Genomic DNA, 23,340 nt, shown 5'->3' on the forward strand with positions numbered 1-23,340 from the left:
GCTTTTATTTTTCTTTTATTAATCTTTAAAATAACTTTATTAAAAAATGATGACACTTCATATTCTGCTTGCCAGAATAGCTATTAGTGGTACCTGCGAATAGCACCAGAAAAAATGTCCGAGCAAACATTATTGTAGCTGCCAATTCCTGCTCTGAGAACAAATCCTTGCTTTTGTTCTTGCTCAATGCGCTCACTAATAGGAGTTAAAGAATGACTTTTGCTGTAGATTTTAACATTGCCAACGATTGGGGAAGTGGCTTTACCGCGAATCTAGAAATTGCCAACAATAGTTCCAGCAATGTAAATGGTTGGACTCTGGAGTTTGAAGCTCCCTTTGAAATTACGAATATCTGGGGTGCGGAAATTGTTAGTCAAGAAGGCAACCGTTATACAGTTCGCAACCTCAGTTATAACGGCACGCTAGCGGCTGATGGTACGGTCTCTTTCGGTTTTAACGGTAGTGGCGACAGTATTGAACCAACAGGTTATAGTCTGAATGGAGAATCCATTGGCACGTCTCCATCCATACCGACGCTTTCTGTTGATGATGTAACCGTTACTGAAGGTGACAGTGGTACGGTTGCGGCTGAGTTTGTCGTCAACCTGTCCGAAGCCAGTGACCAAGAGGTGACGGTTGAGTATGGGACTGACAATGACACAGCCACGGCGGGGTCTGACTACACCGCTCAATCGGGTACACTCACCTTTGCGGCGGGAGAAACCTCTAAAATTGTCAGTGTGCCTGTAATTGGGGACACGACGGTGGAGAGCAATGAAACCTTCAGACTTAACCTCTCCAATCCCAGCAACGGAACGATTGCTGATGCTCAAGGGGTGGGTACGATTAACAATGATGACTCTAGCTCTCCTCCCGCCAATACTCCCATCCGAGTTCAAGCGGAAGACTATATCAGTTTCTTCGATAAAAGCTCAGGTAACACAGGGGGGGCGTTTCGCTCTGATGATGTAGATATCCAAGCCACTACCGATTTGGGTGGCGGCTTCAATGTTGGCTGGATTCAGCAAGGGGAATGGTTAACCTACGATGTCAACATTCCTGAAGCCGGAACCTACGACATTGTTGCTCGTGTTGCCTCAGCGCAGTCAGGGACACGCAGTTTAAAGGTTTCGGTTGGGGGTGAAAGTGAAACCCTGAGCTTTGGCGGAACAGGGGGATGGCAAAATTGGACGGATGTGACGGCTCAAGGGGTGAACCTCTCCGCTGGGAGTCAGCAACTGCGCCTGGATATGCTCTCCAACTCGTTTAATGTGAACTACATTGATATTGTCCCCAGTACCAGTTCACCCACGCCACCAACCCTTTCAATTAATGATGTCAGCCTTACCGAAGGCAATAGTGGCACGAAAAATGCGACATTTACTGTCAACCTCTCAGAGGCGAGTACTCAAAGCGTCAGTGTGAATTACGCCACGGCGAATGACACCGCCATTGCTGGGTCTGACTATACTGCCAAATCCGGTACACTGAATTTCAGCCCTGGACAAACCAGCAAAACGTTCACCGTACCCATCCTCGGTGACACCCTGGATGAGGCGAATGAAACCTTCAAGGTGAACCTCTCCCAAGCTAACAACGCTACAATTGCCGATGGTCAAGGTGTTGGCACAATTATCGATAATGATGATTCTACTCCAGTCTTGTCCCAGTTATCGATCAATGATGTCAGTGTCACCGAGGGCGATAGCGGGAGTAAAAACGCGACATTTACGGTCAGCCTCTCCGCCGCTAGCACGGAGTCAATCAGCGTTGACTACGGAACTGGCAATGACACAGCGACAGCGGGGTCTGACTACACCGCTGAATCTGGCACCCTGACCTTTGCGGCGGGAGAAACCTCGAAAACTATTAGTGTCGCTGTCACTGGAGACACGACGGTCGAGAGCGATGAGACGTTTAACGTTAATCTCTCCAATGCTAGTAACGCCACGATTGGAGACAGTCAAGGGGTGGGAACCATTCTCAATAACGATTCATCCCAACCCCCTCCTCAGCAAGGGGATTTTAATTATGGGGAAGCGCTGCAAAAGTCTATCCTCTTCTACTATGCTCAACGTTCTGGTGACTTACCCGATACCAATCCTCTCCCTTGGCGCGGTGATTCGGCTCTAAACGATGGCTCAGATGTGGGACTTGACCTCACGGGCGGTTATTACGACGCAGGAGACCATGTTAAGTTCGGCTTACCCGGAGCCGCTTCAATGACGATGCTGAGTTGGGGCGCGGTTGAATACCAGGATGCTTATCAGCAAAGTGGACAATTTGAAGAGATTCTGGACTCCATCAAGTGGGGTACTGATTACATTCTCAAAGCTCATGTCACCGATGGTCAAGGGACGAAAGAGTTTTACGGACAGGTTGGAGACGGTAACATTGACCACGCTTTCTGGGGCGCTCCGGAAGACATGACCATGGAACGACCCGCCTATAAAATCGACCGCCAGAATCCTGGGTCTGATTTAGCCGGGGAAGCAGCGGCGTCTCTGGCGGCGGCTTCGATTGTCTTCCGAGGAGTAGACGAAGCCTACGCGGATACCCTGCTACAGAACGCCCAACAACTCTACGATTTTGCCGACCAATATCGCGGTACGTATACTGACGCGATTCCAGATGCGGGTCAATTCTACAATTCCTTCAGCGGCTTCCAAGACGAGCTAGTTTGGGGGGCTACCTGGCTACACAAAGCAACTGAGGCGGCGGGTAGTACAGATACGACCTATCTCAACAAAGCCGAAAGTTTATACCAGGGAATTGGTCCAGGGTGGACGCAATCGTGGGATGACAAATCTTATGGTTCGGCTATCATGTTAGCTCAGGAAACTGGGAAATCTGAGTATAAAGGTGATGTGGAAGGCTGGTTAAACTCCTGGCTTCCCGGCGGTAGCACCGCAACCTATACCGATGGTGGACTCGCATGGCTGAGTCAGTGGGGTTCTCTGCGCTACAGCGCCAATACCTCATTCCTGGCTGGCGTCTACGCGGATACGGTGAATGACCCCAATGGTCAATACTCGGATTTTGCTGAGGGACAAATTGACTACATCTTAGGCGATAATCCCCGCGACTTCAGCTACATGGTTGGTTTTGGTGAGGACTATGCACTCAATCCCCACCACCGTGCGGCTTCTGGAGTGACAAATATCAGTGATTCTCGCGATAATCTACACACCCTTTACGGGGCGATGGTCGGCGGTCCAGCTTCAGCCGATGATTTTGATTATGTCGATGAGCGCACGGACTTCATTCGGAATGAAGTAGCGATGGACTACAATGCTGGCTTAACCGGAGCATTGGCTAGAATGTACGGAGAATTTGGCGGACAAACGCTCGATACTATTTCGGGACTCAATCTCGATAACTTGAATTCGTTGACCGTTGCCGATGTCGTCGCGTCCTAGAGAAAAATAAGCAGGATAGCTGAGCAATTATCCTGCTTGTTAATTTGGTTTGATTAGAAGTAATTAATAGGGCAATTCTACCGCACCGAGTTTTTCAAGTCAATAGCTGCGTTTCTCAGGAGACGCGGCTTTTTTCGTTACATAAGACCTACCCAGATTTGCCCAAAAGTGGACATTTCTGGCGCTTACTTCCAAGCGTTTCTCCGTATTATTCACTAGGGAAAGGTGCAAAATCTGAATAATGCATCCGGTTACCCATTGTATCTGTGCAATTGGGTAGATATTTTATGGCATAATTAGGAATTATTATACCGTTGTCTAGAGAAAATTAAGGAAATAGACCTTACAACTGTCTTTGGTGAAGTTAGCGATGACAACAATTGGATTTAAACGCATGAGACTAAAATCCCATGCTCAGATTAAACGCTTGATTAATTTTCACGAGCAACGCATGAGGCAATTATCAAACACGGTCGATAAAAAGCATACCTGTCGATATTATGCGAATTCAGCATTCTTGCTTTGTGCTGTAAACCCTCTCGGTTCCTGCGAAGGCTGTCACGAGTATGAACCGGAGGTAACGTCCGATTAACGCTGATACAATTAAACTACTATTTAAAAGTAAAATTTGCCAGAAATTTTATGACGGAGTATGAGTGACAGGAATATCAAACTCAGGATTTGATGTACCTGCTCTATGGTTGGGAGGTAAACCTATCCTCTGGAGCAAATCCGTCCATGTTATTTTGCAATCAGACAACGCATTCTTGGGTAAGGTTCTGATTAATACTTTGTGAGAGTTAATTGCAACTATAGGGTTAAGTTCCCCACGACTAAAGCTTCTTGTATTAGCTGGAGCAATGAGCACTCCAATTATTTTGTAGGAACTTGGATTTATATACACTGCTTCTAATGATGTAGAGTTACTAATTATTTCTAGATGCTCAATGATTTGTTTAATAGATTGTCGTAACTGCTCAAACTTGTCATCCTCTTGCTTTGTTTTGACTAAGACTTGGCGCAACTCAACGACAACAAGGTAACAATCACCTTGATGAGAGCCAATAATTAAGTAGTCGGCTCTTCTCCCTAGCCACTGGTTATTTTGAGATGCATAGTCTGCATATTTTTCCAGATCACAAGCGGTAAGCGGATAATCATCAGCTTCTAAAATCATCCAGTATTTATAGTTAGCCCCAGAAAGATTTTCATAAAAGATAACTTGATCATTCGTATTCAGAATCAAGCAAAAGTCATCCAAAGAGTTGGGATTCTCTTGAGATTCAATTTCGGGAATGTCCGGTAAGCTCTCACCTGTACAATCCAAAGGCATTACACGCTATCTCCACAAAATGTCATAAGCTTGAATTTGGTTATACTGCATCTCAAGATTGCCCAATACACTGGACAGCTTACTTTCATCCAATTGCCCAGATTCTTGATCGCGAATTGAAACAGCAGTCCCCTCTGAAAATAAATAGGCTGACAACTGATTGGATGGGAGCCTAAATGAAGAGTTGGGAATATTTTCAAAATTTTGTTCAGGCAAATTTTGAGCTGCTAAAATCAAATTATTTAAAACATACAAGACAAATATTGAGTGAGTGGTGATGACAAGCCGAAATCCTTTATTACATAAGTAAGCTAATAGTTTAGTGATAGCAACTTGAGCAGAAGGATGGAGGTGTGTTTCTGGTTCTTCAATATGTATAAATAATGGTCTTTGCCCTGTTTCCCATCCAAACATTGCTTGAGCAATGGAAACCATGGGCCAAGTTTCCATTTGCCCCGAAGATGCCATTTCTATTTCAATTGGACGATTACTATTTTCAGGCATCCATTGCCATCTACGAGCATAAGGTCCCTTTCTAGAAAAAACGGCATACCCACGTAATTCATGCGTAATTATCTTATCGATTTCACTCACTTCTAATGGCTTTCTCTGAGAACTTTCTTGCCATTTTTGATGAGTATTGGCTGACTTGAAGAGAAACGTCGTAAATTCACGCATTGTAATAGGTAGTTCAGACCCTCCTAGAGACTGGGGATCTGAATTAATTAAACGTGAAAAAAACGATCGCTCTGCTGGAATAAATAGGGCATTTGATTGAATATCTCCTGATGATGAGGGATTCTCTGCTATTTTCATCAACCATGATTTAATTGCCTGGTTAAACTCGCGCCTCGGTCGGATTTTCCGGTTTGACTCATAGCAGGTAATTGTCCAGTCATAGTCATCTTGATTACTGTCTTGTGTTTTGTACTGAATATCGACATTGTTTCCCATTACAAAAGAAGAAAATGATCGGGCACTCTTTTCTCCTGAACGAATACCTTCTATTACTTTTCGGACACTAATTTCTGGACCTTCTTGCTTTGAATGAGTAGAAATTAAGTATTGTGCATCACGAAAGAAATATAACAATTGACTCACTAGAGACTTACCTGTTCCTTGTGGTCCAATAAAAACGGTGAGAGGAGATATTTCTAAGGTAAGAGGAGCATCTATAGCCTGGATCGGACCTAAATGCCCACGGATTTCAATACTTTCTTTGTTTTTTTCGCTTGTCATCATTTACTCCCCATTTTGTTGGTTAATCAAAGCGAGTGGCGTGTGCGAGATTGGAAAATTTTCTCACAAATTTTAATCAGGGCGCAAGCCTTGCGCCCCTACGAATCCATCAAATTAAGTAACAGATTACCGCTTTGACGGCAACTTGGTATTACGCCAAAACCCAGTGAACCAGCGTGCGAACTGGAAAACCTGTAGCCCCAGCATTATTGCACCCGTCTTCTTTATCTGCCCAAACCGGACCAGCAATATCTAAATGCGCCCACGATGTCTCTTTCACAAACTGCTTTAAGAATAGAGCCGCCGTGATTGAACCCCCTGCACGAGGACCCGTGTTTTTCATGTCAGCAATGGGTGACTTCATTCCCTCAAAGTATTTCTCTTCCATCGGCATCTGCCAGAATTTTTCACCCGCTTTTTCCGATGCGGTTTTGAATTGAGTTGCGAGGGTGTCATCGGTTGTCCAAAGTCCACCAATATCATTACCGAGAGCCACAACACAAGCCCCGGTGAGGGTGGCTAAATCCACGATCGCGTCTAACTCCAACTTTTCGGCAAACACCAACGCATCCGCCAGCGTCAGTCGTCCTTCGGCGTCGGTATTATTCACCTCAATGGTTTTGCCATTGGACGCCGTAAGGATATCACCGGGATGCAACGCATGACCACTAATCATATTCTCCGTTGCGGCACTAATAAAGTGAACCTCCACATCCGGCTTTAATTCACCAATCGCCTTAGCTGCACCGAGGGTAGCACCCGCCCCTCCCATATCCATTTTCATGGTTTCGATGCCGCTACCTGAGACTTTTAGGTTTAAGCCACCGGAATCAAAGGTTAATCCCTTCCCCACAATCGCCAGTTTCCGACGTGGTGTTCCTTCAGGTTTATAGGTGAGATGAATAAACTTGGGTGGCATTTCTGAGGCTTGCGCCACACCCAAAAACGCGCCCATGCCTAACTTTTCGCATTCGTCTCGCTCTAATATTTCTAGCGTCATGCCATAGGCAGAGGCAATATCCTGGGCTGTCTGTGCCAAGGTTAGGGGAGTGACAGAATTCGGGGGGGCGGCGACTAACTCTCGTGCTAAGATTACCCCTTCACAAATGGCATTCCCTTGGTTAATCGCGGCTTGGACATCACCAAGTCCCAATAATTCAACCTGTTCGAGTTTCGCCCCCTTATCTTCCGGTTCTGACTTAAAGCGATTATCCAGATGCAATGCTAGAGTAATCCCTTCTGCGATCGCCTGGGCGCTGAGGGCGGTATCATTATTCGTCGCCGGGAGACTAACACCCAGAGTTTTACTCTTTTGCTGCTTTGCCATCCGCGCGATCGCCGCCGCTACCCGACGTAAACTGTCTACCGTTAGGTCATCCGATTTACCCAACCCGACTAAAATAACCTTACGAACTGAGCTACCGGCACCCACACGAGTTACAGCACTACTGCCAACGCTTCCTTTAAACTCGGTTTCCTCAATCAGTTCCTTCAGCGTACCAGAGAGTTTCTGATCAAGCTGGGCTAAATCACCCGTTAACTCTACAGCATCTTCAAAGAATCCCAGTGCTAGGGCATCACCAGTCCAATCTACCCGTGGTGTATCCGTGGCTCGAATTTCCATTCCTTGGTTCTGTCTCTTATCTTTTACCTCATCTTTAGTATTGCATTCGTCATTCGTCATTTGTCATTTGTCATTTGTCATTCGTCATTCGTCATTCGTCATTTGTCATTTGTCATTTGTCATTTGTCATTCGTCATTCGTCATTCGTCATTCGTCATTTGTCATTTGTCATTTGCTACCCCAGCTCCCTCTGCTCCCCCAGCTCCCCCTGCTCCCAGACGTAGCATGCTACGTCTCTACATTGCTTCCCCATCTTCCCCTAAATGTCACCCATTTTCCTGATCGTTCGTCACAATGGGAGACAGTAGATTTTATCAGTATTGGGCGAAATAGGTTTCATGCTAAAGGTACAAAAATACAGAGTTCCTGTAGCAGTCGGGGCGGGATTGCTATTTATTGCCTTATGTGGTTCGTCTTGGTTTGTCCTCCGACAGACTGGTATTCTGGAAAACTGGGTCGGTGAGTCCCCGCAAAGTGAACTGGGTTTGACTCAAAAGGATGCTCAATCCCTGGTATTGCCCTTAGTCTCCTTATCCCCCGAAGCCAGGGCAGAACAACTGATGGACATTGCTTCGGGGCGTCAATCTCTGGATCAATCTCGCGCCCGCTATTTGTTGGCGTCGGATTTAATTGGACAACAGCAGCCAGAGGCGGCACTTCAATGGCTAGAGGGATTGGACGCGAAGTATCCCCAGTTAGCTTCTCACATTGCCCTGAAACGCGCTCAAGCCTATACAGCGATGGGGGATACAGCTAACGCCGAACAAGCTTGGCAAGGGATTCTAGAGACTTATCCGAATGAACCCGTAGCAGCGCACGCCCTTTATGTTTTAGGGGAATCGAATCCAGACTATTGGCAACAGGCGATCGCACAATTTCCGACTCATCCCCTTACCCTGGATATTGTCCGCCAGAAGCTGCAAGAGAATCCTAAACAACTAGATTTACTCTTACTCTTGGCAAAATCAGCATACGATGCTCCTGGGAGTGGCGGAATTCGCGATCGCTTGGTGAATGAGTATGCATCCCAGTTACAACCCGAAGACTGGCAGACGATTGCCTTTGGCTATTGGAAAACCCGCGAATATGCCAAAGCTGCCAAAGCCTACACCAAAGCCCCGCCCACGCCAGAAAATGCTTACCGAGTCGGGCGCGGCTATCACGTCAAAGGGAAACGCCAAGAAGCGAAAGCCGCCTATCAACAGCTTATTCGCACCTTTCCCGATGCCAAGGAAACAGGGTTAGGATTGCGGCGTCTGGCGAGTCTTTTACCCTCCCAAGAGGCAATCCCTTATCTGGATCAAGTCGTTGCTAAGTTTCCCGATGAAGCCCCCGAAGCCCTACTCACCAAAGCCAACATCCTGGATGCATTGGGGAGTTCTCAATCTGCCGCCCAAGCCCGTCAATCGGTGTTAACTCAATATCCGAGTTCTGATGCCGCCGCAGACTATCGTTGGCAGGTGGCAAATCAGAAAGCCCAAGCTGGGAATCTCGCCGAAGCATGGCAATGGGCGCAACCGATTACCACAGATAGTCCCGATAGTTCCATCGCCCCGGAAGCCGCGTTTTGGGTGGGCAGATGGGCAATGGAACTGGGACGCCAAGAGGAAGCTACATCCGCGTTTGAACACGTTTTGGCACAGTATCCCGAATCCTATTATGCGTGGCGGTCTGCCCGATTTTTAGGCTGGGATGTGGGGGACTTTACCACGGTGCGGGATGTGAATCCGACGGTGGTGCTACCGAAAACGCGATCGCGACTTCCGGCTGGATCGGATACGTTAAAAGAATTGCATCTATTGGGACAAAATCAGGATAGTTGGACGCTTTGGCAAGCCGAGTTTGAGAATCGCCAGGAACCCACGGTTGCTGAACAGTTCACCGATGGCGTCATGCGTTTAGGGGTAGGTGATAACATTAATGGGATTAACCAAGTTTGGTTTTTGAGTCAGCGCGAAACCCCGGAAGAACGTCGGCAATGGCAAGCCTTGCGTGCTGAACCCGCTTACTGGTATACGCTGTTTCCTCTACCATTTTTTGAATACGTTAACAACTGGTCAGGTCAACGTCAACTGAATCCTTTATTGGTAATTGGTTTAATTCGCCAAGAATCGCGGTTTGAACCCGAAATTGGGTCTATAGCAGGAGCCAGGGGGTTAATGCAAGTGATGCCGGGAACGGGTCAATGGATTGCCGATAAAATTCAGCTTCAGGATTATGATTTAACTGATCCCGATGATAATGTCAAATTGGGAACCTGGTATTTAGATCATACTCACCAAGAATACAATAACCATTCTTTATTTGCTGTCGCGAGTTACAATGCGGGTCCAGGGAATGTGGCGAAGTGGATCAGGAAGTACGATACAACTGATCCCGATGCGTTTATTGAGCAAATTCCCTTTGCGGAAACGAAGGGATATGTGGAGGCAGTTTTTGAGAATTATTGGAATTATTTGCGGTTGTATAATCCAGAGGTTAATCAGTTGTTGCGGAAATATTCTAAGAGTCAACCTGTAATTTCTCCCTAGATGGTGATAATCGGGCAATGCCATGCCCCTACCACCGTTTAGAGCGCATTAATTCGGTAGGGGTACTCTGATTATCGTGCCCTGATTTAGCGCCGATCCACCTAAAATGGTGAATGAGAATTGTAGGGGCGCACCGACGTGCGCCCAATTTCCCACGACGTGCGCCCAATTTAACCGTCAATCTATTGCACAATTTTAGCTGTGTCACGCCACTACATTTTTAAGACGATCACTAACAATGGTGCGTTACGCTTCGCTAACGCACCCTACAATATTAACGAAGTTGGGGATAGGTCTACCTCACTGTTGTCACTATAACGATTGAGCATGAATAGTTTAATGCAGGAGCAATTGATAAGAGTATTAGTTGTCGATGATGCTGACCAAAAATATCCCTGTATTACTCAGTCATTATTTCCCTCGGACTATAGTCTGATTCACGCCGACAACCTTGAACAGTATCTCTCTAGCCTTAATCCTGATTCTCTCCCTCACTTAATTATCATTGCGATTAATCATCCAGGTATTAACATCCATGAGCAAATCCAAAATCTGAAAAGAACGCCACAGTTCAATGATGTGCCGATTATTGTCGCTATTTCTCACAACGACATCAAGGCATTACCCTCACTCCTAGAAGCCGGGGCGACTGATTATTTAATTGCCCCCTTTACCCAAGCCGAACTTTTAGCCCGAATCCAGATTCAGTTACATCTTCATCACCTCAACGCCGAAAATGTACGCCTCAAGCAAGAAAATACAGATTTAAAAATTGTACTAGAGACATCCACAGAACATGGTGATCTTGTCTTTGAACAGTTGCACGATCAAGCCGAAGAAGCGGTGCGCGAAAGTGAACATCGGCTGGCGCAATTTTTGGAAGCAGTACCTGTTGGCGTGTTGGTGGTGGAGGCTAGCGGTAAGCTTTACTTTATGAATCAACAAGCCAAGCAGATTTTGGCACAGGATTTAGATCCAAATCTCCCCACCGATCAACTTTGTTCCACCTATCAACTTTATAGAGCAGACACCAATCAATTATATCCTTTAGACCGCTTACCGATCGCGCGATCGCTCCAGGGTGAAACCGTAACCGTTGACGACTTAGAAGTGCGTCACGCGAATCAGCAAATTCCCCTAGAAATGCAGGCAATGCCCATCTATGATGAACAGGGAACTCTGCTCTATGGCATTAGTGTATTCAAAGATATTACCGCCCGCAAACGTACCGAGAAAATTTTAACCGAGTATAACCAAACCCTAGAACAAGCAGTCCGCGATCGCACCCAAGAATTAGAAACCAAAAATCAGCAACTTCACCAAGAAATTGAAGAACGCAAGTTACTTGAGCAAAAATTGCGAACCTCTGAGGGCAAAATGCGAGCAGTATTTGAGGCAATGCCTGATATTATCCTAATTATTGATCCTCAAACTAATGATATTCAAGTTGCACCAACTCGACCCACTCGTGATATTAAAAAATCAATACCCCTGATTAACCAAACGATTGAGCAATTTCTCGACAGTGACAATACTCAAAGTTGGTTCCAGCAAATTCACCAGGTTATCGAAACTCAAGAACCGATTCATTTTGATTACAGTTTAAATGATGCCGAGCAACGGGTTTGGTTTACCGCCAGTATTGCCCCATTACCCAACAATTCCGTTATCTGGGTTGCCCGCAATATTACCGATCGCAAACGCACCCAATTTGCATTGTATCAATCGGAAGAAAAGTTTGCCCGTGCCTTCCGTTCGAGTCCCAGCGCGATGACAATTACCCGCTTAAGTGATGGCTGTCATATTGATGTGAATGATAGCTTCTGTCAGTTTACTGGCTATTCTGCCCCAGAAATTCTTGGTCGCACAGCCCTTGATTTGAATCTCTGGGTGAATCAAAAAGACCGAAACCAGATGTTAAAAGCCATATCAAACAAGGGGATTATTCGCAACTACGAATTTGAGTTTCGTACCAAATCGGGAGACATTCGCACCGCCTTACTCTCAGCTGAACAAATTAACCTAGATGAGCAAACCTGTCTGATCGCCGTCAGCCAAGATATTAGCGATCGCAAGCAGGCGGAATTTGCTCTACAACTCGCCAAAGAAACCGCTGAACAGGCAAATCGTGCCAAAAGCAAATTCCTGTCCAATATGAGTCATGAATTACGGACTCCCCTGAATGCCATTATTGGTTTTGCTCAGTTGTTAGAGCGCGACTCTTCCCTAACCCAAGAACAACGCAACCATATTGGCATTATTTGTCGATCGGGTGAACATTTACTCAGTCTGATTAATAATGTACTGCAACTGTCCAAAATTGAAGTCGGTCATGTCAAACTCAATTGCCAAAGTTTTGATCTATATGGGGTGCTGCAAATTTTAGAAGAAATGTTCAAGTTACAGGCGGAAAATAAAGGATTGCAGTTAGTCTTTGATTATAATGAGCCACTACCTCGTTATGTAGAGACTGATGAAGGAAAGCTGCGCCAAGTCTTAATTAACTTACTGAGTAACGCGATTAAATTTACCAGCCAGGGAGGTGTTACCTTGCGCGTTAAAGAGGTGCAGGGGAAGCGGTGTAGAGACGTAGCATGCTACGTCTGGGAGCAGGGGAAAATGGGAGAATCAACTCAACACCCAACATTTAATACTTTCCCAATCCCTCAAAAACTAAGATTTGAAATTGAAGATACGGGACCCGGTATTGCGAGCGAGGAAATTGAATCATTATTTGAGGCTTTTGTGCAAACTGAAGCAGGACGAAAATCCCTAGAAGGTACAGGATTAGGGTTGCCTATTAGTCAACAATTTGTGCGACTCATGGGCGGAGAGATTCACGTCAGTAGCCGCTTGAACCAAGGCAGTATTTTTACCTTTGATATTGACGTTAACCGGGTGGAAGGAATTGAGCTAGAAACCCAGTCAGCGACGCCTCGCGTAGTTGGCTTGGTACCCGGACAACCCAATTACCGTATCCTTGTAGTGGATGATCGCCTAGAAAGTCGCTTATTATTGGTAAAACTGCTAACCGCCGTGGGATTTTCCGTGCGAGAAGCGGTGAATGGGCAAGACGCGATCGCGATCTGGACTAGCTGGGAACCTCACCTGATTTGGATGGATATGCGAATGCCTGTGATGGATGGATATGAAGCCACCAAACACATCAAAGGGCATCTCCAAGGTCAAGCTACCGTGGTGTTAGCCCTTACCGCCAGTGCGTTTGAAGAAGAGCGATCGCTGGTTCTCTCAGCTGGGTGTGACGATTTTGTTCGCAAACCCTTCCGAGAAGACGTAATCTTTAATAAGATAGCCCACTATTTGGGGGTGCAGTATGTCTACGAACAGCCAACCGCATCAACAGCGCCGGAGGATGACAAGCCAGCATTAACTCAACCCCTAACGGCTCAAGCCCTGACAATTATGTCTAAGGAGTGGATTCATGAACTATACCAAGCGGCAGATTCGATTGATAACGAACGGATTTTCCAGCTTATCGAGCAAATCCCGCCAACCCACGCCGCGATCGCCCAAGCTATCACAGATATGGTCAATAACTTCCGTTGTGATCAAATTATCGATTTAGTTGAAGCAGGGATGAAGGAGTTTTGACCCTTCGCAACCTTTGAGGGCATGGCGCGTGAATGTGTAGGGGCGGGTTTAGGGACATTGGTGTCAACTTAAGGTGCAAACTAATACTGACAAGGTTTAAAGCTGTGTCTGTCTACTCCTCTCAATTTTCCCCCTCATCCCCTAACCCCTTCTCCACCCCCCTCGTTCCCCCCTACAAGAGGGGGGAGGACAGAGGATGCTTCGCTTTTTTTACACGGGAGAAGGGGGATCGGATTTTCTTGCTCCCTTCTTGCTCCCCTCTTGCTCCCCTCTTGCTCCCCTCTCCCAAGCTTGGGAGAGGGGCTGGGGGTGAGGGCTGGCTTGGGAGAGGGGCTGGGGGTGAGGGCTGGCTTGGGAGAGGGGCTGGGGGTGAGGGCTGGCTTGGGTGAGGGGTTGAGCTTAAGTTGACACCAATAGTTTAGGGACTAACCCTAATTAAAAACCAATAACTGAGCAACAAAACCCGCCCTGATTCAAATACCGAATAACATAAGACCAATAACAAATGACTAAAGGCAACCTATTAATTGTTGACGATACCCCAGAAAACTTACAAGTTTTATCCGCCACCTTGTCGGAGCAAGGCTATCAAGTGCGGGGTGTGGTTAAAGGGAAAATGGCAATTCGCGCCGCTAAATCTGCCCAACCCGATCTCATATTACTGGATATCCGGATGCCAGAAATGGATGGGTATCAAGTCTGTGAAAATCTCAAAGCTGATCCGGAGACTCGTGAAATTCCCATCATTTTTATTAGTGCCATTGATGATGTTTTGGATAAAGTCAAAGCCTTCCGCGTGGGTGGTGTTGATTACATCACCAAACCCTTTCAAGTTGAAGAAGTCTTGGCGCGGGTGGAGCATCAACTGACGATTCGGCGACTGTCTCAAGAAGTACGCGATCGCCATCAAAAATTAGAGCAGGAAATTCAAGAGCGACGCAAAGCCGAAAAAGCCGCCGCCGCTGCCTCTAAAGCTAAAAGTGAATTTCTAGCCAATATGAGTCACGAACTCCGCACGCCCTTGAATGCTATTTTAGGGTTTACCCAAGTCATGAGTCGTGATCTTAAAATTACGCCGGAACAACGAGAATATCTGGGTATTATTAATCGCAGTGGTGAACATTTACTGGACTTAATTAATGATGTCTTAGATTTATCGAAGATTGAAGCAGGGATTATTTCTCTCTATGAAACCAGCTTTGATTTGTATCGCTTGTTAGATAATTTGGAAGAAATGTTCCAAATTAAAGCCGAACAGAAAAAGTTAAATCTAGTTTTCATTGTCGCCCCCAATGTTCCGCAAACCATAAAAACCGATGCAAAAAAATTACGGGTGTGTTTGATTAATCTTTTAGGTAACGCGATTAAATTTACCGAACAGGGTACAATTACCTTACGAGTAAATTTGGCAACGGAGGCGTTAACCAATCAAAACCATTCCGACACCGACTCATCATCATTGTCAGCATTTCCCCCCCGACTCCAGTTTGAAGTAGAAGATACGGGAGCGGGTATTTCTCCGGCTGAAATTGACAACTTATTTGATGCCTTTGTCCAAACCGAAACCGGACAAAAAATGGCGGAAGGCACAGGTTTAGGGTTAACCATTACCCGCAAATTTGTGCAACTGATGGGGGGAACCATTACCGTCAGTAGTGTTGTCGGCAAGGGGACAATTTTTAAGTTTAGTATTAAAATTAGTCCGGCAGATGTCTACCCCGTTACCCCCCAACCCCGTCAGCGCGTCTTATGCTTAGAACCCAATCAACCAACCTATCGTATCCTCGTCGTTGATGATACCCCAGAAAATCGCCTGTTGCTGATTAAATTACTCGAACCGATTGGCTTTGAAGTGCGGGAGGCGGCAAATGGGATGGAATGCTTACCGTTATGGGAAAGTTGGCAACCTCACTTGATTTTTATGGATACACGTATGCCAATGATGGATGGGTTAGAAGCAACGCGACGGCTTAAAAGCAAAGAAAAAGAACGGTTATCTCAATCCAACTCAGTCCTCGATTTATCTAGAACTATTATTATCGCCTTAACCGCTAGCGCTTTTGAGGAAAGGCGAGAAGAGATTTTAGCCGCCGGATCTGAGGATTTTGTCCGGAAACCGTTTACAGAGGAGCAAATTTTTGACACAATTGCCCACCATTTAGGAGTGCGCTATCGTTATGAAGAGTTATCAGATGGTTTACCTGTCTCTCGATCAAGTTATAGCACCCAAGAAAAACCAGACTCGTTTTTCTGTTCAGAGTTATCCAGTCTACCTTCAGCCTGGGTGACTGAATTAGCACAGGCAGCTAATCAGTTAGATGAAGCGATGATTGCTCAGTTGATTCAGGAACTGCCAACAGAAAAGGCAGATTTAGCCAAGGCATTAAAAGATTTACTTCATAATTTTAGACTGGATGTTATTGTGCGAGTGACTCAGGCTGTCATCAATCATTCATAAGGACTAGAGTAATGTTAAGTCAACAATTATCAACGGTATTGAATAAACCTAAAATAACGATATTAGTGGTTGACGATAATCCCAATAATTTACGCTTTTTATCGGATGTATTGGAGAAAGGACATTATAACATTCAACGGGCTATTTGTGGTAAACTCGCCATCCATGCGGCAATTTCGTCGCCTCCTGATTTGATTTTACTGGATATTGTCATGGCGGATATGGATGGGTATAGTGTTTGTCAATGTCTGAAGTCAAACTCGAGAACCAAAGATATTCCGATTATTTTCTTAAGCGCATTGACGGAAGCGGCAGAGAAAGTCAAAGCGTTAAAAATTGGCGGGGCTGACTATATTACTAAACCGTTCCAACCGGAAGAAATTTTAGTTCGGATCGAACATCAACTGCTCCTGCAAGGATTACAGAACCAGTTAAAAGAGCAAAATAGTTTACTCCAACAAGAAATTCGCGATCGCCAGCAAGCCGAGAACCAACTTCGCCAACAGGCAAGACAGCTTAGCCATCAAAATAGTTTACTCATTGAACTGGCTAAAAATAAAATTTTATATCAGGGAAATTTAGAATTAGCGTTTCAGAAAATCACCGAAGTCACAGCCCGTACCCTTGAAGTAGAACGAGTCGGTATTTGGCTCTATAATCAACAAAAAACTCATATTGAATGTCTGGATTTATTCCAGCAAAGTCACTGCCAACATACCACCGGGTTAAGCCTAGCCCTAGCTAACCATCCGCTTTACTTTAACGCTTTAAGTGAGACTCCCCTCGTTGCAGTAGATGATGTGATGAGCGATCCCAGAAGTGGTGACTTGCTGGAGTCTTACCTACAGGGATTAAACATAACATCAATGCTAGACACCCCTTTACGATTGGGCGGAAAAACTGTAGGTGTGTTATGTATTGAACAGATAGAAACGTACCGACATTGGACACCAGAAGAGCAAAACTTTGCCCGTTCCATCGCCGATCTCACCTCATTACTCTTAGAAGTCCAAGAACGGCAACGCGCCGAAGTTGCCCGCCAAATCTCAGAAGAAAAATTTGCCAAAGCTTTTAGTTGTAGCCCTGACCCGATTACGATTAGCACTTGCCCAGACGGACGCTATATCGATGTGAATCAAAGTTTTCTCAATCTATTGGGGTATGAGAGAAAAACTGTCATTGGTCAGACAATTTTTGATCTAAACTTGGTCGTCAATCCGGAAAATATGGCTCAGTTTGAACAGCTTTTACATCGACAAGGATCACTGGGTAACTGGGAAACGGAATGGCGGACTAAATGGGGTGAGATTATTACCTTATTATTATCGGCTGAGTTTATTGATTTGAAAGGGGAACGCTGTATAATCATCGTCGGCAAAGATATTACCGAACGCAAGCGAATTGAAGAAGATTTACGCCAAAGTGAAGAACGCTGGCAGTTAGTCTTACAAGGCAATAATGATGGAATTTGGGATTGGAATTTACAAAGTGGTGAAGTGTTTACGTCTGAGCGGTTTCAGGAAATTATCGGCAATCAAAATTGCCACGATGACACCTGCAAAATTGTACATCGTTTTGATGAATGGATTAGTCGTATCCATCCCGATGATGTCGAGCAAATTGTCGAAACCACCCAAAACTACTTGCAGCAAAAAATCCCTTATTATGAAATTGAATATCGCTTACAATGCCAAAATGGTGACTATAAATGGGTAATGTGTCGCGGACAAGCTTTGTGGGATGAAGACGGAAAACCTCAGCGGATGGTGGGTTCACTCAAAGATATCTGCCAACGCAAACAAGCCGAGGAAGCCTTGCATCAATCGATTCAGCGAGAACAGGAAAAATCGATCCAACTAGAGACAGCATTAGCTGAACTCAAACGCGCCCAAACTCAACTGATTCATAATGAGAAAATGTCCAGCTTAGGGCAAATGGTGGCAGGTGTGGCGCATGAAATTAATAATCCGGTCAACTTTATTGGCGGGAATCTCATGTATGCTAAAAATTATTTTGTCGATCTCACTCGCTTAATTAATGCCTATACCAAAAACTACCCCAATCCGCCTGAAGAAATCGAAGAGATTATTGATGAAATTGACTGGGAGTTCGTCAGTGAGGATTGGCAGAATGTCATCAAATCGATGGAGATAGGTGCTGATCGCATTCAGCAAATTGTTCAATCCTTACGGATTTTCTCTCGACATCATGAATCCGAGCGAAAAACAATTGATATTCATGAAAGTATAGATAATACCTTGATAATTTTACAGCATCGCCTCAAGGCATCAGGCAATCGTCCCCAAATTGAAGTGATTAAAGAATACGGTACACTCCCAGCAATTACCTGCTACGCCAGTCAGTTAAATCAGGTATTTATGAACGTACTGAGTAATGGAATTGATGCCTTAGATAATAAACCTGCTCCCCGCGTGATTAAAATTCACACCGAAATGGTTCAAAAGAGTCAGAGTGCAGACGATAATGGTCATAAACAGCAACCCTCGGACTTTGCCGTTATTCGGATTGCGGATAATGGTGCCGGAATTAATGCCGATATTATTCCCCAAATCTTTGATCCATTCTTTACCACAAAACCAGTAGGACGCGGCACCGGATTGGGCTTATCAATTAGCCATGAAATTATTGTCGAGAAACATCAAGGTCAACTTCAGTGTGTTTCAAATCCAGGTCAAGGAACAGAGTTTATTGTCGAAATTCCTATTGTAAAATGAAAAGGATAAATTCCTATTCCCTGTTCCCTGTTCCCTGTTCCCTGTCTAAAGACAAATGACAAACTACGCAATTGATTTTGGCACAAGCAATACAGTTATCACGCGCTGGAACGCCGCCACTGGCGAAGCGGAAACCGTCAACCTACCCGGTTTATCACTACAACTTGCCCAAAATCCACCCCTGATTCCCAGTTTGGTCTATGTTGAGGATGCCCAGCAAGGTAAAGTTATCGTCGGTCAAACCGTCCGCGATCGCGGCTTAGATCTTACCACCGATCCTCGCTTTTTCTCCAGCTTCAAACGGGGGATAGGTTCCCAGATTCAGGGATTTTTGCCGGAATTGGATCAACAAACCATCAGTTTTGAGCAAATTGGACAATGGTTCCTCCGCCAAATTATCGCCAAAGTCTCCCCTTCTCCCACAGACACGATTGAATCCTTAATTCTTACCGTACCCGTCGATAGCTTTGAGGCTTATCGCCACTGGTTAACAGAGGTTTGTCAATCCTTACCCGTGGAACAACTGCGGATACTGGATGAACCAACCGCCGCCGCTTTGGGGTATGGTGTAGCAGACGGTGAAACCCTCCTGGTGGTGGATTTCGGTGGGGGGACTTTGGATTTATCCCTGGTGCAGTTAAATCAAGAGGTACAAACCGGAACAAAGCCCCTGGGTTTTATCTTGAAATGGGGCGAGAAAGTCTTAGGTGAACGTTCGGGACAAAAGCCCAAAATAGCCCGAGTACTCGCCAAAGCAGGGCAGAACTTAGGCGGATCAGATATTGATAACTGGCTAGTAGATTACTTTGTCCAAACCCAGGGAATTTCGCGATCGCCCTTAACCACGCGATTGGCGGAACGCCTGAAAATTAAGCTATCTTCAGAATCCACAGCCACGGAAGTTTACTTTAATGATGAAACACTAGAGAGTTATGAACTGAATCTGGATCGGCAAACCTTTGAAACCATTTTAACGGAGTACCAATTCTTTGATAACCTGAATGAGAGAATGACCCAACTCCTACAACAAGCACGGCGCAGTGGTATCGAAGTTGCAGACATTGATGCTGTATTATTAGTGGGGGGAACCGTAAAAATACCCGCCGTTCAAGAGTGGGTGAAGCAATACTTTAACGCCGAAAAGATTCGTTCTCGAAAACCCTTTGAAGCCATCGCCCAAGGCGCATTACAATTAGCCCAAGGGATTGAAGTCCAAGACTTCCTCTACCATAGCTATGGAATTCGCTACTGGGATCGACGGAATAACCGTCACAATTGGCATCCAATAATTAAAGCCGGACAACCCTATCCGATGAGTAATCCCGTGGAATTAGTAGTGGGGGCGTCAATAGAGAATCAACCCAGCATTGAATTAATCGTCGGAGAATTAGGCGCAGAAACAGGAGCAACAGAGGTATACTTTGAAGGCGATCGCTTAGTCACACGCCAACTTGGGGGCGGCAAAACCTCAGTACAACCCTTAAATGATCGCGACGGTGCCAGAACCATTGCCCAGCTTACACCCCCAGGAAATCCGGGGCGCGATCGGATCAAACTCAAATTTTCAGTCGATCGCGATCGCGCATTACGATTAACCGTAGACGACTTACTCACCGAACAAACCGTCTTACAAAACCAAATAGTCGCCCAACTCAGTTAACTGTTCGTTCGTAGTTGCGCTTTAGCGCCATAAGCATTTAAGCGCCAACTATAAAGTAACATTTCAATTAAAAGGAATCAGATGCAGCTAATTTGTAGGTTGGGTTCAGCCACAGCGAAACCCAACCTTCTATAATATTCTTTATCCCTCCCAACAATGCTGTAGGATTATCTTTATGAGCGACGATAGATTAAACCGAATCGAAGCTGTATTAGAGCAATTTGCCACAGCTAGTAATGAACGGATGAGTCGCGTCGAGGAATCCCTCGCGGCTAGTAATGAACGGATGAGTCGCGTCGAGGAATCCCTCGCGGCTAGTAATGAACGCATGAGTCGCGTCGAGAAATCCCTTGCGGCTAGCAATGAACGCATGAGTCGCGTCGAGGAATCCTTTGCCGCTAGCAATGAACGCATGACTAGCTTAGAACGTGATATTGGCAATCTCCGCGCTTCTATCAGCGACTTGAGAGATATTATTGTTGGACATGAAAGACGAGTGATTCGTTTAGAAGGCAGAGATGTAGATTTATGGGGCGACTATATTACTCTAGCCGAACGGATCAACGTTTTGGAAGATTGGAAGCGTCAACAGGAAGAAAATCGTCTATCGAATGAGAATTAAAGACATGGATTCCCCCTGTTTCTTAGCAAGGGCGGGTTTAGTTAACTTATCGAAAACCGACAAAACGCTATCGGTAAAACCCGCCCCTACACCCTTGCTCCCAGACGCAGCTACCTTCTGCCTTCTAGCTTTTTATCCTAGTGCAAGAAGGCAGAAATAACGCCAACAGCTAATATCTCCCCCAGCTTCCCCAGCTTCCCCAGCTTCCCCAGCTTCATCATCGCTTTACCTCGTGAGACCCCAACCTCAGCGAAGCAGGTTGGGGAGGGATAGAGGTCAAATCGACCCTTTCAACAAGGGGAGATTTGACGCTTCGGCTTCGCTCAGCGTCAACAATCCAGGTGAAGGACCCGACATTTCGACTTCGCTTGGCGGCGAACGATTAATCCTGTGCTTCGCTGCAACAACTGGACTTTTTTGGCGCTAAATTGCCCAAGTCGCTTCCAATTAGCATCGCTAACTGACACTTGTCTCTCAGTGTCTCCAGAACACCAGCCGATGTAAGTTTTTCCGGCTTTTTCGGCTATAACTTTGTCTCCTTTTCTGAACCCATGACGGGTAACTGTACCGCCATACTTGCGCCGTTTGCCGCCCTTGGATGGAACACAAAGATGTAACTGCCTACGGCTAATTGGTGGTCTACGGACTATGGCAAATGACGCAGGTGTGATTTGAACATCGCCACACCAACTCCCATGCTTTGCATTATTCGAGTGCCATTCTCTCCATTGTATAAATTCAAACGCGGCTAGAGTCACACCATCGACAGCATGGGTTGCAGGTGTCTGATTAGCTTTGTTTTTCTTGTCTTTTTCTAGTCCTAACCACTGCCTAAGTTGACTGGTTCCGTTACCGTCTCGTTGCCATCCTTGGTGGGTTGTCACTGGAGCTAGTTTAGACAACCAAGTCAACATCTGTCGCTGACCTACCATGACTGGAGAGAAACCAACACCAGACCGAGCTGATTTGCGACCACTGGTTTTATCTACATCAGCCATAACCAACTCATAGTGAATGGCACTAATCGGGAACAGCTTAAACAACTCTTTGACTACCCGTAACTCTAGCTGTTTGTTGGCTCGGATTGAGGGAGGTAGTTTGGCTTGCTTGCGATTATCAAACCGCTTTTGACGATGGCAACGTTTAGAGTAAGGCAGCTTCCGGTTAATGCGCCTCCCTCGCCTTGCTCGACGCATCACCCGCCGTAATTCCATCCGTTCCTTAACTGTTTTGAACGGTAAGGCTAGATGTCCCATCCAGAGAGTAACGGAACTCGACTGAACCCCAATCCCTGAGTAACATTTCCCAGGGTCTATACCCAAAGCTATAGGCTGAGTATCCTCTTGTGTGTCAAAGGTTAACTGAATGGCAAAACATTCTAAATCGTTGTGTGCGATTTTGGCTTTACCCTCTTTTAACCAACGTCTAGCACGGCTAGGCTTTGTGGGCATTAGCGGTTTGCCTGATTTTGATAGAACGGGTACTCGTAACATGGGTGATAAACCTCACGAGTGAAAGTGTTTAGTCCCTTCCCGCATCTAAACTAAGATGTCCTAACCAAATAGCGACTCAACAAAAAGTCTTAGAGATAATCCGAACTAGGGAAGTATTCGGAAGTCTGTACCAAGTTTAGACTCAGTGCGGATATTCAACTCTTGCGTTGCTAGATTTGTCTCTAGCAATCCCTAACAGAGAAGCGATAGCTAGGTTAGGGTTGTTGAAATCTACGAAGTTACTCAAGTATTTCCAAGGGCGCTGCACTACGATTCCTGTTCCTTCTGCAATAATTCCTCTTTAGAATCACTCCAGTAGGCACTATACGTCCAGACTTCACGACTTCCTTTATCTTCGACTGACCAACGATAAATCGCAGATTTCGGATTAACCCCAACCTCAATCAGCTTCGCTCCCATATAATATTCCATCTGGCGTTTAGTCATATCCTTCGCACCACTGGGTTGACTCTTAGAGATTGTGCGAGACATGTGGGCTTGTGTCGGTTTTGGCATCGTTGTCTAATGTTAATAATCAATCTAGTCCGCGAATTAGTCGCCTTCTGAAGAAGACTTCAGCTATTGGCGAATGGCTTTTCAGTTAAATGTTCTTT

13 protein-coding genes are annotated in these 23,340 nt (G+C 45.6%); 8 read left to right on the forward strand and 5 right to left on the reverse strand.

What is annotated here, in order from left to right; all coding sequences use genetic code 11:
- Positions 1-212: 212 nt before the first annotated feature.
- Positions 213-3,419, forward strand: coding sequence for a glycoside hydrolase family 9 protein (locus RIC07_RS23110; protein ID WP_446396558.1), 3,207 nt, complete (start codon positions 213-215; stop codon positions 3,417-3,419).
- A 394-nt stretch (positions 3,420-3,813) separates the two neighbouring features.
- Positions 3,814-4,011, forward strand: a complete 198-nt coding sequence (locus RIC07_RS23115; RefSeq protein WP_446396559.1) for a DUF6464 family protein — start codon at positions 3,814-3,816, stop codon at positions 4,009-4,011.
- 48 nt (positions 4,012-4,059) lie between these two features.
- Here RIC07_RS23115 and RIC07_RS23120 read toward each other — a convergent pair whose 3' ends face one another.
- The 3 genes from RIC07_RS23120 to RIC07_RS23130 all read right to left on the reverse strand — a co-directional run bounded on the left by RIC07_RS23120 (position 4,060) and on the right by RIC07_RS23130 (position 7,615).
- Positions 4,060-4,752, reverse strand: coding sequence for a hypothetical protein (locus RIC07_RS23120; protein WP_446396560.1), 693 nt, complete (start codon positions 4,750-4,752; stop codon positions 4,060-4,062).
- Between the two features lie 6 nt (positions 4,753-4,758).
- Complete coding sequence (locus RIC07_RS23125; protein WP_446374434.1) at positions 4,759-5,994, reverse strand: AAA family ATPase; 1,236 nt, start codon at positions 5,992-5,994, stop codon at positions 4,759-4,761.
- Between the two features lie 148 nt (positions 5,995-6,142).
- Positions 6,143-7,615 (reverse strand): leucyl aminopeptidase, encoded by a 1,473-nt coding sequence (locus RIC07_RS23130; RefSeq protein WP_446396580.1) that lies wholly within the window; start codon positions 7,613-7,615, stop codon positions 6,143-6,145.
- A 338-nt stretch (positions 7,616-7,953) separates the two neighbouring features.
- Between RIC07_RS23130 and RIC07_RS23135 the strand changes: the two genes are divergently transcribed.
- From RIC07_RS23135 to RIC07_RS23160, 6 genes are all read left to right on the forward strand, one after another.
- Positions 7,954-10,146 carry a lytic transglycosylase domain-containing protein gene (locus tag RIC07_RS23135; RefSeq protein ID WP_446396561.1) on the forward strand — a complete coding sequence of 731 codons (2,193 nt, stop codon included), beginning with the start codon at positions 7,954-7,956 and terminating at the stop codon, positions 10,144-10,146.
- 327 nt (positions 10,147-10,473) lie between these two features.
- Positions 10,474-13,758: a PAS domain S-box protein gene (locus RIC07_RS23140; protein WP_446396562.1), complete on the forward strand. Its 3,285-nt coding sequence runs from the start codon at positions 10,474-10,476 to the stop codon at positions 13,756-13,758.
- A 505-nt stretch (positions 13,759-14,263) separates the two neighbouring features.
- Positions 14,264-16,216 (forward strand): response regulator, encoded by a 1,953-nt coding sequence (locus RIC07_RS23145; RefSeq protein ID WP_446396563.1) that lies wholly within the window; start codon positions 14,264-14,266, stop codon positions 16,214-16,216.
- An 11-nt stretch (positions 16,217-16,227) separates the two neighbouring features.
- Positions 16,228-18,951: a PAS domain S-box protein gene (locus RIC07_RS23150; protein WP_446396564.1), complete on the forward strand. Its 2,724-nt coding sequence runs from the start codon at positions 16,228-16,230 to the stop codon at positions 18,949-18,951.
- 55 nt (positions 18,952-19,006) lie between these two features.
- Positions 19,007-20,611 carry an Hsp70 family protein gene (locus RIC07_RS23155; RefSeq protein WP_446396565.1) on the forward strand — a complete coding sequence of 535 codons (1,605 nt, stop codon included), beginning with the start codon at positions 19,007-19,009 and terminating at the stop codon, positions 20,609-20,611.
- Positions 20,612-20,786: 175 nt separating this feature from the next.
- Positions 20,787-21,233: a hypothetical protein gene (locus RIC07_RS23160; RefSeq protein WP_446396566.1), complete on the forward strand. Its 447-nt coding sequence runs from the start codon at positions 20,787-20,789 to the stop codon at positions 21,231-21,233.
- Between the two features lie 329 nt (positions 21,234-21,562).
- On the opposite strand, the gene RIC07_RS23165 is transcribed toward RIC07_RS23160, so the two are convergent.
- The gene (locus tag RIC07_RS23165) at positions 21,563-22,684 is read right to left on the reverse strand and encodes an RRXRR domain-containing protein (RefSeq protein ID WP_446396567.1); all 1,122 of its coding nucleotides are present in this window, start codon (positions 22,682-22,684) and stop codon (positions 21,563-21,565) included.
- A 309-nt stretch (positions 22,685-22,993) separates the two neighbouring features.
- The gene (locus RIC07_RS23170) at positions 22,994-23,242 is read right to left on the reverse strand and encodes a hypothetical protein (RefSeq protein ID WP_006100796.1); all 249 of its coding nucleotides are present in this window, start codon (positions 23,240-23,242) and stop codon (positions 22,994-22,996) included.
- Positions 23,243-23,340: the final 98 nt, after the last annotated feature.

The sequence above is a fragment of the Coleofasciculus sp. E1-EBD-02 genome (assembly GCF_040218245.1).
GTDB lineage: Bacteria > Cyanobacteriota > Cyanobacteriia > Cyanobacteriales > Coleofasciculaceae > Coleofasciculus.

Bases quoted from the DNA above. Each gene is read 5' to 3' on its own strand.
- RIC07_RS23140 (WP_446396562.1), top strand. From the start codon at position 10,474: ATGAATAGTTTAATGCAGGAGCAATTGATAAGAGTATTAGTTGTCGAT.
- RIC07_RS23170 (WP_006100796.1), bottom strand. From the start codon at position 23,242: ATGCCAAAACCGACACAAGCCCACATGTCTCGCACAATCTCTAAGAGT.
- RIC07_RS23150 (WP_446396564.1), top strand. From the start codon at position 16,228: ATGTTAAGTCAACAATTATCAACGGTATTGAATAAACCTAAAATAACG.
- RIC07_RS23120 (WP_446396560.1), bottom strand. From the start codon at position 4,752: ATGCCTTTGGATTGTACAGGTGAGAGCTTACCGGACATTCCCGAAATT.
- RIC07_RS23145 (WP_446396563.1), top strand. From the start codon at position 14,264: ATGACTAAAGGCAACCTATTAATTGTTGACGATACCCCAGAAAACTTA.
- RIC07_RS23155 (WP_446396565.1), top strand. From the start codon at position 19,007: ATGACAAACTACGCAATTGATTTTGGCACAAGCAATACAGTTATCACG.
- RIC07_RS23165 (WP_446396567.1), bottom strand. From the start codon at position 22,684: ATGCCCACAAAGCCTAGCCGTGCTAGACGTTGGTTAAAAGAGGGTAAA.
- RIC07_RS23115 (WP_446396559.1), top strand. From the start codon at position 3,814: ATGAGACTAAAATCCCATGCTCAGATTAAACGCTTGATTAATTTTCAC.
- RIC07_RS23110 (WP_446396558.1), top strand. From the start codon at position 213: ATGACTTTTGCTGTAGATTTTAACATTGCCAACGATTGGGGAAGTGGC.
- RIC07_RS23130 (WP_446396580.1), bottom strand. From the start codon at position 7,615: ATGGAAATTCGAGCCACGGATACACCACGGGTAGATTGGACTGGTGAT.
- RIC07_RS23135 (WP_446396561.1), top strand. From the start codon at position 7,954: ATGCTAAAGGTACAAAAATACAGAGTTCCTGTAGCAGTCGGGGCGGGA.
- RIC07_RS23125 (WP_446374434.1), bottom strand. From the start codon at position 5,994: ATGATGACAAGCGAAAAAAACAAAGAAAGTATTGAAATCCGTGGGCAT.
- RIC07_RS23160 (WP_446396566.1), top strand. From the start codon at position 20,787: ATGAGCGACGATAGATTAAACCGAATCGAAGCTGTATTAGAGCAATTT.